Here is a 13770-nt window from a genome sequence, read left to right on the forward strand (position 1 = left end):
GGATGGCAGTGCCTGTCACCACCCGAAAATTGTCGACGGAGGTTCTGAATATGACTATTATAGAAGAGTTGCTGCGCGATGTTCCGCTTCCGAGGATGGTGCGCATCCGGCAGAACTTCCACGCGCCCGAGATCAAAGATGTGGAGCAAGCTGTTCATGACGCAATAAAAGAAGCGGATGTCCTCTCGAGAATCGCCAAGGGAGACCGGGTGGCCATTGCAGTCGGTAGCCGTGGGGTCGCCGATATTCCACTGCTCACACGCGAAACCGTAAGAGCTGTAAAATCAGCGGGCGGAGAGCCTTTTATCGTACCAGCCATGGGCAGCCACGGAGGGGCAACGGCGGAAGGGCAAATCGATGTACTCGAACAGCTGGGAGTGACGGAAGACTTCATCGAGGCCCCTATCATAGCCAGCATGGATGTCGTAGAAGTAGGAAAGCTGCCGAACGGGCTCCCCGTCTATACAGATAAGCACGCCTATGAAGCAGATAAAGTGATTGTGATTAACCGCATTAAACCCCACACCGCTTTCCGAGGACCGGTCGAGAGCGGATTGCTCAAGATGATTACGATCGGCCTTGGCAAGCAAAAGGGAGCGGAGGCCGCTCACGCTTACAGCTTCAAGTACATGGCGGAGCATGTTCCACAGATGGCGAAGATCACTCTTTCCAAAGTCCCAATCATCTTCGGTTTGGGGACCATTGAAAATGCATATGATCGCCCGGCTAAAATTGTGGCAGTTCCATCTGAGCAATTAGAAGAGGTAGAGCCACAGCTCTTGCTAGAAGCCAAAGCCTTAATGCCTCGCATCATGTTTGATCCTATAGACGTGTTGATTGTGGATGAGATTGGAAAAGACATTTCCGGTGATGGCATGGACCCCAACATCACAGGACGTTACGCAACGCCTTATGCCAGCGGAGGACCGCAGGTCACACGCATTGTGGTACTGGGATTAACGGAAAAAACCCATGGCAATGCGAATGGAATAGGACTTGCGGATATTACGACTAGCAATGTGTTGAACGATACGATAAAAGAAAAGGGATACGCAAACGCCTTAACTAGTACGGTAACCACTGTGGTTAAAATGCCGATGGCCCTCGATACGGAGGAGCTGGCGGTTAAAGCGGCAATTAAAACCTGCAATGCATTCGACATGCATCAAGCTCGAGTGGTCCGCATCGAAAATACTCTGCACCTGAAGGAAATTTGGATTTCGGAGAGCTTGCTTCCAGAAGCTTTGGAAAACAAGGATATCGAGGTGCTGAGCGAGTCGGAACGAATCGCGTTAATAAACAAAAAAGAGGGATGATGTAAAAACAAAGGCAAGAAGGAGGAGAGGACATTCATGACATTATATCCTTTAATGAACACAATCAACCCGTATGACTTTAATGTCCAGGGCAAAGCGAATGAGCCGATATGTGTAGCCGGATTCCTTGACCGGGCCAAGCTGATTCTTGGTTCTTCCTATGACGGGCCAGCTCCCGATTGGAGCCTCGACGCGATCTATGACCGCCTGGAGGCGAATGCTCCGCGGATTGCCATCATTGGCGGTTCGCCTGATCATCCCGCCCATGTGATGGATTATTTAACTTCTGCCCGCGCTGCGATTCGGATCTGGCAGAATGGCGGAGTTCCCTTTTACTTTTCTACCCCGGTAATGTGTGATGGGACAGCTCAGAACACCATGGGAATGAGCTATTCCCTACAAAGCCGTAACGCCGTGGCTCAGATGGTCATCAATCAAGTGGAATCTCATGCTTACCATGGTGCCTTTGTCATCCAAGGTTGCGATAAACAGCCTCTAGGGGTGGTCAGTGCAGTGGCCCATCTGGATCGAGTCCGTCGGGAGAGGGGAGAAGCGCCTTTCTTTGCAACCTTCGCGCCAGCGCATGTGCTTCAAGGAGGGACGATTCCAGAAGATTTATATACCGAGCTGGAAAACTTAGCCGAGCAATGGAATCAACAGGGAGTTCAGGATCTCGCCTATGATTTAAGAGACGCGATGGCCTACATCCTTCAGTGCTCATCGAATACGGCGTTCCAAGGCGTGCTGGAGAGAGCCCGTAATCGAGGACTCATCACCAAAGAACAACATAAGGATTACGAGAAGAGGCTGGCGGTTGCAACCTGTGACGGAAAAGGCGGAGTATGTGCGTTTAACGGGACGGGCAACAGCTCTCGTCATCTGGTAGCTGGCCTGGGCTTGGTCCATCCTGCGCTGGAGCTGCTGACGGCCCCGCCTGAGCAGCATCAAATTAATGAAGCCGTCGATAGCTTGAGCGTCATGATCAATAATCCCGTATACGGGGCAGCTAACGTAATGGCGACCAACATCCGCAATGCCATTCGCATCCACAGCGCCACGGGAGGCTCGACCAACCTGATGATGCATGTGGTAGCAGCAATGCTCTATGGAGGTTACGCCTTTAACTTAGCCGAATATGATCGTATCCACCATGAAATTCCGATTCCAGACCTATTCGACTATAGCCTCACGCAGGGAAGAGATATTTTTGCTTTAGCTATGCAATGCTGCAGCGGCAAGAGCAGGGGGATGGAGAGCGTCATCTATGAACTCATCGAGAATGGCGTGCCGATGGATGTGGATGCACCGACGGTCGCAGGCAAGACCTGGCGTGAACGATTAAGCCGTCCGGATAGCCTTTCTGCAACCCATGTGCAGGAAAATCCGATCATCCTAGCTAAGCCTCGGCGCCCCTTCAGCGGAGTCGATGTGCTGAACGGCAATTTCTTCGAGACCGCCGTCGTCAAGATCAGCGGCATGACGACCGAACAGCTCGATCAATTTGATAAGAAGGCTGCATTTGTTCTCTATTACGAGAATGAGGAGAATGCCAACCGAGGATTGCTTGATCCCGACCTATTGAAGAAAATCAAGGAAAAACAAGAGTTTAGCCATGAAAATCTATTAGCTGTGCTCAAGAATAATGAACCTTCAAGCTACGAGGAACTAAAAGAGCTAGATTATGATGCCCTCTTTGACAAAATGACGGAAAACGGATCGCTGAAGCTGGCTGTGGTTGTTTCCGGACAAGGGCCTTTAGCCTTCGGCATGCCGGAGATGTTCACTCCGATGCAGCACATCAATGCCAATCATAAACTCAAGCGACTTGCCACCTTAATCAGTGACGGCCGTTATTCCGGCGTCACCTACGGAGCGGCCATCGGCCATATGACTCCTGAGGCGGTGCAAGGAGGAGGAATCCTTTATCTAGAAACGGGCGATCTGCTTTATCTGAACCTTCGTGAGCGTCAGGTGCAATACCTGAATGAAATGGCCTTCCGCTTCGGTACCATTGAATACCGCTTTGATCATGTCGTGACGGAGCGTCAGGAGCTAGCCCAATCCAGACTAGAGCGCATTCGAAAGCGTCAGCGCCAAGTCGCTGCGAGCAATCGCATGCTAGCTCATACAGATGCCGCCAACGGGGTCGTACCGATTTCAGTCTATGAAGAAGCAGAGCTAGATTATAAAAAAGATATTATCCTGCCCGAAAAGCAGATGATCCAAGAATAGGAGGGAATACAAAAATGGAAGCAACGAGACGAATGATAGAAAAGCTAGGTTTCCCAAGCAAGGATAGCCATGAGCTGCCGAGCTCCACGAAAACCTTTGCGGATGGGGCGCAATACCGGGTGGAGATCCCCAGCGTGGAAGGTCCTGCCACCTTCGAAGCGGTAGTCGAAGCTTGTAAGGAATATGGGGTGGATATTCACCGCATCTCACAGGGAAGCGGCATCATGCTGATGACGGATGAGGAATTAGAGCAAATGGCGGAGATCGGAAAGCGTGAAAACCTCGAGGTCAGCCTGTTTGTCGGACCTCGCGGAAGCTGGGACATTACGCCGATGCAATGGGCCAGCAATGGAAAAATCCAGGGCTTGCGCGTTCAGGGAATGGATCAGCTCGTTTACTCCATTGAAGATATCAAGCGGGCTTGCGACAAAGGAATACGCAGCGTGCTCGTATCCGATGAGGGACTATTATGGCTGGTTAACGAATTCAAGAAGCAAGGCGAGCTTCCAGAGGATTTGGTCGTGAAAATTTCCGTACAGATGGCGCATGCCAATCCGGTTTCCATTAAGATCATTGAGGATCTGGGGGCTGGAACCTACAATGTACCTACGGACTTGACGTTAGCTCGACTGGCTGCCATTCGTCAAGCGGTAGACCTCCCGATTGACATCTACGTGGAAGCACCTGATGATGTGGGCGGCTTTATTCGCCATTATGATATTCCAGAGATTATCCGTGTCGCAGCCCCTGTTTATATCAAGTTTGGCTTGCGCAACTCTCCAAACATCTATCCGTCTGGAACGCATCTTGAAAACACATCAATTGCCTTGGCCAAGGAGCGGGTTCGTCGGGCTCGAATCGGACTGGATATGATCAAGCGCTATGCCCCTCATCTTAGAACTTCAGAGAAAGGTGCGGCTGGTTTGGCGGTGCCTGTGTCGAAAAAAAGCTATGCAGAGCAGCCGTAGAACAGCGGGCAAAATACTTTAGTCCTAGTAGCAGCGACTCCCTTATGGTAGAATTAACGTAAGCGCAGAACTAGCAAAGGGTGGGTACAATGCCGATAATACAGGCGGTGGAGCGTGCTTTGAAAATATTGGATTTATTTGACGAGCATGAACAAGAACTAAAAATTACAGATATAAGCGAACGCATGGGACTACACAAGAGCACGGTTCATTCTCTGCTCAAGACGCTTCAGGTGCAAGGGTATATCGATCAGAACCCCGAAAATGGAAAATACAAGCTGGGAATGAAGCTAATTGAACGTGGAAATTTTGTCCTTCAGGGATTGGATATCCGGCATATTGCAAAAAAATATCTAGTGGACCTATCCTCTAAAACAGGTCAAACCACGCATCTCGTCCTCTTGGATGGAAAAGAAGGCGTGTATATCGATAAGGTGGAGGGACCTCAAGCCGTTATTTTATATTCCCGAATCGGGAGGAGAATTCCCGTACATTGCAGTGCCGTTGGAAAGGCGTTAGTTGCCTTTTCCAATCAGGATGAGATTCATAGGATCCTGACCAACTACGACTACGTGACCCAGACGGACCGAACCATAAGCTCTGAAGAAGAGTTTTTGGAAGAATTATCTCTTGTCCGCGAGGCGGGTCATGCCATGGATACGGAGGAAAACGAACCGGGAGTCCGCTGTGTAGCTGTTCCCATCTTTGACTATCGGGGCCAGGCAATAGCTGCCATCAGTATGTCCACGTTAATCTCCCGCGTTCATGATGAGATGCTGAAGGAATTTATCCACATGCTCAAGAAAGCCGCAAACGATATATCCGTAGAAATGGGATATGGTATTGTCACCAGATCATAGAAATAAGAGTCTAGGGTTAGGGGTACCTAAAGATTCCTTCATAGTCCTAGTCTCTTAAAAATATATCAATATATCAAAACTGAGTTTTATATTATAAAAACAATTGGAGGAATATCCCTATGAGAATCATCCGTTTCTTAAATGAACAATCTGTACCTACACTTGCTGCCTTAACTAATGAAGAAAAAGTATACGTATTGCCTCAGCAAGACTTTATGGAACTCGTAAGAACGGCAGAAGAGCAAGAGACGACTCCGCTAGCGTTAGTAGAAGGAGTGATCGCGACCTCTAATCCGATCGAGGCTAAGGCTTCTGAGTTAAACATCATCGTTCCGATTGAAGCACCGGAGGTTTGGGCATCCGGAGTAACGTATGAAAGAAGCCGCGATGCGCGTAACTATGAGGCAACTGGCGGGAAGCTTGATGCCACAACCTTCTATGATAAGGTATATGATGCCGAACGTCCGGAAATCTTCTTCAAGTCGACCGCAGCGCGTACCGTTGGTCCAAATCAGGATGTTTACTTGCGCAGTGATTCTAACTGGCAGATACCAGAGCCTGAATTGGGATTGGTGCTTAACAAGAGAGGGGACATCGTAGGATACACGATTGGAAATGACATGAGCTGCCGTGATATTGAGGGAGAGAACCCACTGTATCTGCCGCAAGCGAAGATGTGGAAGAATTCTTGCTCCCTTGGACCTGCGATCCGCTTGGCAGAAACCGTGGAGGATCCCTATACGTTTAAGATCACTTGCCGAATCTATCGAAATGGAGAGCTGAATGTAGAAGGTTCTGCGAGCACGGGACAATTGAAGAGAAAGTTTGATGAATTGGTATCCTTTTTAATTCGCGATAATGAGCTGTTTGATGGGACGGTTCTTCTCACCGGAACATGCATTGTTCCTCCCAACGAATTCACGCTTGAGGATGGCGATCGGATTGAAATCGAGATTTCCGGCATTGGTGTGCTGAACAACCCCGTGAAGAGTCAGGCGGCTAAATCTGTAGCTGCTCAATAAAGATGAGGGAGCGGGAGATGAAACTTGCCGGAAAGATTGCGATTGTGACGGGTGCTGCTTCGGGAATCGGAGAAGCCATCGCCAAAAAGCTGAGCAGTGAAGGAGCAACTGTAGCCATTTGCGACCTCGATCACGAAGGCGGAATCCGTGTAGTGGAAGAGATTCAATTTTTAGGAGGAACGGCGGCATTCTATGCCCTAGATGTTACGAAAGAAGAACAAGTGCAAACTACTTTCCGTATCGTAGTCGAAAAATATGGAAAAGTCGATATAATGATAAATAATGCCGGAATCGGCAAGGCAGGAACCGTCGTCGACCAGAGCGAAGCGGATTGGGATCTGATGATGAATGTGAATGCCAAAGGAACCTTTTTCGGTTGCAAATACGCCGTCAAGCATATGCTCGAGAAAGAAATCCGGGGCAGTATTATTAATATTTCATCAGTCGCCGGGATGGTAGGTGTACTCAACCGATCCGGGTATTGTGCCTCAAAGGCGGCGATTGTCGGATTAACCAAGTCGGTGGCTTCCGATTTCGCGGAGAAAGGCATTCGCGTCAATTCCATTTCCCCAGGAACGATCGAATCGCCGTGGATTGCCAAAATTCTGGCTGATCAGCCGGATCCGCAAAAAATGAGAGTCCAGATGCAGCAACGCCAACCGATTGGCCGCATGGGCACACCGGAGGAAATTGCCAATCTCGCTTGTTTTCTGGCCGGTGATGAAGCGTCCTTTATTACCGGCAGCAACATGGTGGCAGACGGCGGCTTAACCGCTCGTTAGAAGTTAATTATAACGATTGTAAAAGATTGGAGAGAGAACATTGACCGTACAAACCGAGGCTAAAACCTATCAAAATTATGTTAATAGCGAATGGATGGATTCTTCAGCTCAACAAGTCGATGCCAGCCTAAATCCTGCCAATAAAAAGGAAATCGTAGGGTACATCCAAAAATCAACCAAGCAGGACTTGGATCTTGCCGTGGCTTCCGCTAAAAAGGCTCAAACGGCTTGGAAGAAGCTTGCTGGTTCCGTACGCGGCCAATTTTTGCATAAAGTGGCTGACGAATTGGAGAAGCGCCTGGATGATATCGCAGAAACCATGACCAGAGAAATGGGTAAAACGCTCCCCGAAGCCAAAGGAGAAACGGCCCGTGGCGTAGCCATTCTTCGCTATTATGCCGGGGAAGGCATGCGCAAGATCGGGGATGTCATCCCTTCTACAGACAGCGAAGCGCTCATGTTTACCAGCCGCGTTCCGCTGGGCGTTGTCGGAATCATTACCCCTTGGAACTTCCCTGTAGCGATTCCGATTTGGAAGATGGCGCCGGCTCTCGTGTATGGCAACACGGTCGTATTGAAGCCGGCTCAAGAAACAGCCGTAACAGCGGCGAAGGTCATTGAAGCGTTTGCTGCTGCTGGGCTTCCTGCAGGTGTCGTTAACCTGGTTACCGGCAACGGCTCAGTGATTGGTCAAGGCCTTATCGATCATCCGGATATTGCAGGGATCACCTTCACGGGCTCTGATTCAGTGGGTAAGCTCGTTGGACAAGGAGCCTTGGCGCGCGGGGCAAAATACCAGCTGGAAATGGGCGGGAAGAACCCGGTCATCGTGGCTGCAGATGCCGATCTGGATCTGGCCGTGGAGCAAACGATCAACGGAGCCTTTAAGTCCACCGGACAAAAATGTACAGCAACCAGCCGAGCTATTGTAGTAAGTGAGGTGTACGAGACCTTTAAAGAAAAGCTGCTTGCAAAGGTGAAAGCAATTAAAGTGGGCGATGGCTTGAAGCAGGACACTTGGATGGGGCCTTGTTCTAGCGAAAGCCAGTTGAATACCGTGCTTTCCTATATTGATAAAGGCATCTCCGAAGGAGCAACCCTATTGTCGGGGGGCAACCGTTTGACCGAAGGTGAATGGGCAGATGGCTTCTATGTGGAACCGACCGTATTTGAAAACGCAACCCCTGATTCTACGATTGCCCAGGAAGAGATTTTTGGGCCGGTTCTAGCTCTGATCAAGGTGGATACCTTCGAGGAAGCCCTTCATGTCGCCAACGATGTAAAATTTGGGCTGAGCGCCTCGATCTTTACCCAAAATATCGGGAATATGCTCTCGTTCATTCAAGATATGGATGCCGGCCTTGTTCGCATTAACGCGGAAAGTGCAGGTGTTGAACTTCAGGCACCATTCGGGGGGATGAAGCAATCCAGCTCCCATTCCCGCGAGCAGGGGCAGGCGGCGATTGAATTCTTTACCGCGATCAAAACGGTGTTTGTTAAATCATAACCATAGGGGATATAGGCTGAGGGGACCTTTATGGGTTCCCTTCGGCTAATCGAGGAGGAGAAAACATGATTACAGTTGCGTTTCAAAAAGGGGAAGATTTAGGTCTAGGTGTCAAAACAGACAAGGGGATTTTGGATGTCAAGGCAGCGGTTTCGAAATTTGCGGATTTCAAGGATGCGCCGGTGAGCGTATCGGAGCTCATTTCCCGCGGGGAAGAAGGAAATGCCCTGCTCTCGAAATTGACGGATCGTGCTTATGCCGATGATGCCTTGTTTTTAGAGGAAACAACGCTTACCCTCGGACCATGCGTGCCTGAACCTTCTAAAATTATCTGTGTCGGACTGAACTATAAAAAGCATGCAGACGAGTGCGGCATGGCTTACCCCAAGGATCCGCTTTTGTTCAGCAAGTTCAGCAATGCGCTGGCTGCACATGGGCAGGAGGTGAAGCTGCCGCAGAAATCCACCCAAGTGGATTATGAAGCCGAGCTAGTCATCGTGATGGGCAAGACCGCCCAGGATGTGTCAAAAGAGGATGCTCTAAGCTATGTCTATGGCTATTGCAACGCCAATGATCTTTCCGCGCGCGATCTGCAGTTCAAAAGCTCGCAGTGGCTGCTTGGTAAAACCTGCGATGGCTTCAGCCCGATCGGTCCTTACCTAGTGTCTGCGGATGAAGTTGGCAATCCCAATGACTTGAAAATCCGCACGACCGTCAATGGGGAGGTTCGCCAGAATTCCAATACAGATGATATGATTTTCCACTGTGATGAAATTATCAGCTATATATCCCAGCACATGACGCTATATCCGGGTGACATTATCTTGACCGGTACGCCGGAAGGAGTAATCGTCGGATATCCTGAAGAAGAGCGCGTATGGCTGAAAGATGGGGATGAAGTCACCATAGAGATTGAAAAGCTAGGCAGCTTGACTAATGTATTGAAAAAGTAGCAGGGAAACCTAACAGAGAATCCGCCTTGATGAAGGGGGGATTTCTGTATTTCTTCAAATTTTCACATATATCTTTTTAGGGAGTCGATAGGATGAATCTGCAGTATATAATGGGAGAAGCACAGCAGAATGACTTATACAAACTAGAGACACATGCCTCCGGCCCATCGGGTTCCCTTCCCCTAACGCCTGACATGCTGCTGAACTCGCCTAGTGGCGATCTGTTCGGTATGACGCAAAACGTGGGCATGGGATGGAAGCCGACGGAATTAAACGGGAAACAATTTCTAATCTTAAGCACGCAGGGCGGAATCCGTGGCGAGGACGGAACACCCATCGCCTTAGGCTATCACACGGGCCACTGGGAAGTGGGACTTCTGATGAGAGCGGCTGCAGAAGAAATCAAAGAAAAGGGAGGCGTGCCGTTTGCCGCGTTTGTCAGCGATCCGTGCGATGGGCGCTCCCAAGGTACCACAGGGATGTTCGATTCCTTGCCTTACCGCAATGATGCAGCGATTGTGTATCGCCGCCTGATTCGCTCTCTGCCGACGCGCAAGGCTGTGATTGGCGTCGCGACTTGTGATAAAGGGCTGCCGGCCACCATGCTTGCCTTATCCGCTATGCATGACCTGCCAACGATTATCGTACCAGGCGGGGTGACCTTACCGCCGACCCACGGGGAGGACGCAGGAAAGGTGCAGACGATAGGAGCGCGTTATGCCAATGGGGAGCTTTCTCTGCAGGATGCAGCTGACTTGGGCTGCCGAGCTTGCGGCACGCCAGGAGGAGGTTGTCAGTTTCTTGGTACGGCTGCAACCGCCCAGGTGGTTGCCGAAGCGCTAGGACTTTCCCTGCCTCATTCGGCCTTGGCTCCATCCGGACAGCCGATCTGGACAGAATTGGCACGACAATCGGCACGTGCAGCGATCCGGATGGAAGAAGCCGGCATTACGACAAAGGATATCTTAACGGATGATGCGATTCATAATGCGATGGTGCTGCACGCGGCTTTCGGCGGTTCAACGAATCTGCTGCTACACATTCCAGCCATTGCCCACGCGGCAAAATGTACGATCCCGACTGTCGAAGACTGGAGCCGAGTGAATCGGGAAGTACCGAGGATCGTCAGCGTACTGCCGAATGGTCCTACGCATCACCCGACGGTTCGCGCGTTTCTCGCTGGCGGCGTACCCGAGGTGATGTTGCACCTTCGCAAGCTTGGGGTATTAAGAGAAAATGTCTTGACCGTTACAGGGGAGAAGTTAGGTACCGTATTGGATTGGTGGGAGTCATCAGAGCGTCGGGCTGAAGTCAAGAAGCGTCTGCAGGAAGCCGACGGCGTGAATCCGGATGATGTGATCATGAGTCTGGAGAAGGCCAGAAGCCGAGGACTTACCTCGACCGTCACTTTTCCTACCGGAAATATTGCCCCGGAAGGCTCCGTGATCAAATCAACCGCAATCGATCCATCAGTAGTCGATGAAGATGGCGTTTACCGTCACACCGGAAAGGTGAAGGTATTTACGGCTGAGAAGGATGCCATCGGAGCGATCAAAAGAGGAGAGATTGAAAAAGGGGATATTATGGCTGTCATTGGCCGCGGGCCGTCAGGCACGGGCATGGAGGAAACCTATCAGCTCACCTCCGCCTTGAAGCATCTATCTTACGGAAAATACGTCTCCCTGATAACGGATGCGCGCTTTTCTGGAGTTTCCACCGGGGCTTGCATTGGGCATATCGGACCTGAAGCGCTTGCGGGCGGACCGATTGGCAAGCTTCGTACAGGAGACATCGTCGAGATTATCGTTGATCGGAATGATTTGACGGCGAGCCTGAACTTCGTGGGGCAGAAGGATGACATCTTTGGCGCGGAGGAAGGGGAGAAGATCCTGGCGAGTCGGGGTCCGCATCCAGACTTGAGGCCAGACCCAGATTTGCCGGATGACACAAGACTGTGGGCTGCGTTGCAAGCTGTAAGTGGAGGCACATGGAAGGGGAGCGTCTACGACGTAGAGCGCATTATTGAGGTCATCGAGGCAGGGAAGAAGGCGTTAAAGGAACGAGGAGATAACGAATGACTTCGGAAAAGTATGAGAAATTGAAAGAAGTTTTATCCGATATGGGAAGTGTAGTCGTGGCCTTTTCCGGAGGGGTGGATAGTACGTTTCTGTTGAAGGTAGCCATTGACACGCTAGGAAAGGAAAAGGTGCTGGCCATTACAGCGGACTCCGAAACATATCCATCGTCTGAATTGGCGGAGGCCAAGAAAATCGCTCAGGAGCTCGGTGTCCATCACGAGGTCATGGAAACCTCCGAGCTAGCTATTCCCGGCTATGCTGAAAATTCAAAAAACCGCTGCTATTTCTGCAAGAAAAATTTGTTTGAAGAGCTCTTTCCAGCCTTAGAAAGAAAGGGATTCAACCAGATCGTTTACGGATTGATTGCAGATGATGCAGGCGAATATCGACCGGGGACAAAAGCAGCCAAGGAATTGGGAATCCGAGGTCCCCTGCATGAAGTGGGGCTGTACAAAAGCGAGATTCGTGAGCTTTCTAAAGCTTTGAATTTGGTTACATGGAATAAGCCTTCATTTGCTTGTTTATCTTCCCGGATTGCTTATGGAGAAACGATTACGCTGGAAAAATTGTCCAAGATTGAAAAAGCCGAGCACTATCTTAGAAGTCTCGGAATCAACCAGGTCCGTGTCAGGACGCATGGCGAGACGGCTAGAATTGAAGTGGAGCCTAAGGATATCCCCTTCCTCTTGGAGAGGCACGAAAAGATCCACGCTACGATTCAGGCCTATGGCTATACGTATGTCACACTAGATCTAGCCGGATACCAGAGCGGGAGTATGAATAAGATGTTATAGAAGGGAAGGCAACGGGGAAATGAAAAATCTGTATCTGGATTGCATCTCCGGCATTGCGGGGGATATGACTTTAGCCGCCTTGATTGACCTAGGGGCAGATCTCGGCTATATTCTCGAGCATCTAAGGAAGTTGCCGATTGATCCATTTGAGCTGGAAGTAGAACCGGTGGAGAAACGGGGAATTGCAGCGAAAAAGCTGTTGATTGAGTTCCCTGCGCAAGAGAGGCAGCAACCCTCCCCAACCTATCTGTTTAAAATGGCTAGCCATGACGACCACCAGCATCGAAAAGCGGAGGATATCCTCCAAATGATCAGCGATTCTCTATTGCCTGAGCGAGTGAAACAACGGAGTATGGCGATATTTCAGGTGATTGCCGAGGCAGAAGGCAAAATTCATGGTGTCGACCCCAAGGAGGTTCACTTTCACGAAGTAGGCGCGATGGATTCCATCCTCGATACAATCGGGTTCTGCTTGGCTCTCGAGAATCTTGAAGTCGATGAGATCTATGCTTCACCCGTTCCGACTGGTCAAGGGAAAATGAAAATGGCACATGGCCTTTATCCAATTCCCGCCCCTGCCACATTGGAGCTGCTGAAGGGAATTCCGCTGGCTGATTTACAAGTGCAAGGCGAGCTAACGACGCCAACGGGGGCTGGCATCCTGAAAGCTTTAGTAAAGGATTTTGGGCCCATCGGCGCTGTCAAGATCGAGCGCATCGGCTATGGAGCAGGCCACAAGGATTTTGCGCATCCGAATGTCTTGCGGGCGGTCCTTATTCAAAAGGAACGCGACAGGGAACGGGAGAAGATTATCGTCTTGGAAACGCAGGTTGACGACATGACAGGGGAAGCCTTGGGTTATGTGATGGAACGCTTATTCGAAGCAGGGGCGCTTGATGTGTACTATACCCCGGTGTACATGAAGAAGAATCGCCCTGGAACGCTGATGACGGTCCTAGTTCAACCCGACGAGGCGGGTCGTTGCGAGGAGGTTCTCCTCATCCAAACGAGCACCCTTGGCGTTAGAAGAAGTGAATGGACCCGAACTATTCTTGATAGAAGGATTGTAAGTGTGGAAACCCCATACGGTAAGATTCGTGTCAAGCAGGCAATAAGGGGGGGACAGGTTCTTCATCAGGCACCCGAGTTTGAGGATGTCGCCCAGCTCGCTCGGCAATGCGAGCTTCCTTTTCAAGAAATCTATCAAGAGGCTTTGAATCTAGCTAGTCAGAGGGCGGTAAAGTGAAATCCACCATAG

At 50.3% G+C, this 13770-nt stretch carries 11 protein-coding genes; all 11 read left to right on the forward strand.

Features of this window, described 5'->3' with window-relative positions:
* Positions 1 to 50: 50 nt before the first annotated feature.
* The 11 genes from EIZ58_RS13395 to larC all read left to right on the forward strand — a co-directional run bounded on the left by EIZ58_RS13395 (position 51) and on the right by larC (position 13758).
* Positions 51 to 1316, forward strand: a complete 1266-nt coding sequence (locus EIZ58_RS13395) for a nickel pincer cofactor-dependent isomerase, group 22 (RefSeq protein WP_134701299.1) — start codon at positions 51 to 53, stop codon at positions 1314 to 1316.
* A gap of 36 nt (positions 1317 to 1352) precedes the next feature.
* Entirely contained in the window at positions 1353 to 3548 is a 2196-nt protein-coding gene (locus tag EIZ58_RS13400; RefSeq protein ID WP_134701300.1) for a dihydroxy-acid dehydratase domain-containing protein, read from the forward strand.
* 14 nt (positions 3549 to 3562) lie between these two features.
* Complete coding sequence (locus EIZ58_RS13405; RefSeq protein WP_134701301.1) at positions 3563 to 4516, forward strand: U32 family peptidase; 954 nt, start codon at positions 3563 to 3565, stop codon at positions 4514 to 4516.
* An 89-nt stretch (positions 4517 to 4605) separates the two neighbouring features.
* Positions 4606 to 5376, forward strand: a complete 771-nt coding sequence (locus tag EIZ58_RS13410) for an IclR family transcriptional regulator (protein ID WP_134701302.1) — start codon at positions 4606 to 4608, stop codon at positions 5374 to 5376.
* Between the two features lie 119 nt (positions 5377 to 5495).
* Entirely contained in the window at positions 5496 to 6398 is a 903-nt protein-coding gene (locus tag EIZ58_RS13415) for a fumarylacetoacetate hydrolase family protein (RefSeq protein WP_134701303.1), read from the forward strand.
* Positions 6399 to 6415: 17 nt separating this feature from the next.
* Complete coding sequence (locus EIZ58_RS13420; RefSeq protein ID WP_134701304.1) at positions 6416 to 7180, forward strand: SDR family NAD(P)-dependent oxidoreductase; 765 nt, start codon at positions 6416 to 6418, stop codon at positions 7178 to 7180.
* 40 nt (positions 7181 to 7220) lie between these two features.
* The gene (gene gucD / locus EIZ58_RS13425; protein WP_240689081.1) at positions 7221 to 8687 is read left to right on the forward strand and encodes an alpha-ketoglutaric semialdehyde dehydrogenase GucD; all 1467 of its coding nucleotides are present in this window, start codon (positions 7221 to 7223) and stop codon (positions 8685 to 8687) included.
* A gap of 65 nt (positions 8688 to 8752) precedes the next feature.
* A complete protein-coding gene (locus tag EIZ58_RS13430; RefSeq protein ID WP_134701305.1) occupies positions 8753 to 9640 on the forward strand; it encodes a fumarylacetoacetate hydrolase family protein in 888 nt (295 codons plus the stop codon).
* Between the two features lie 92 nt (positions 9641 to 9732).
* Positions 9733 to 11718 (forward strand): YjhG/YagF family D-xylonate dehydratase, encoded by a 1986-nt coding sequence (locus EIZ58_RS13435; RefSeq protein WP_134701306.1) that lies wholly within the window; start codon positions 9733 to 9735, stop codon positions 11716 to 11718.
* Complete coding sequence (gene larE / locus EIZ58_RS13440; RefSeq protein ID WP_134701307.1) at positions 11715 to 12512, forward strand: ATP-dependent sacrificial sulfur transferase LarE; 798 nt, start codon at positions 11715 to 11717, stop codon at positions 12510 to 12512. The genes EIZ58_RS13435 and larE overlap by 4 nt, the downstream gene beginning before the upstream one ends.
* Before the next feature lie 19 nt (positions 12513 to 12531).
* A complete protein-coding gene (larC, locus tag EIZ58_RS13445) occupies positions 12532 to 13758 on the forward strand; it encodes a nickel pincer cofactor biosynthesis protein LarC (protein WP_134701308.1) in 1227 nt (408 codons plus the stop codon).
* The last annotated feature ends 12 nt before the right edge of the window (positions 13759 to 13770 follow it).

Source organism: Ammoniphilus sp. YIM 78166 (genome assembly GCF_004522215.1).
Taxonomy (GTDB): domain Bacteria; phylum Bacillota; class Bacilli; order Aneurinibacillales; family RAOX-1; genus YIM-78166.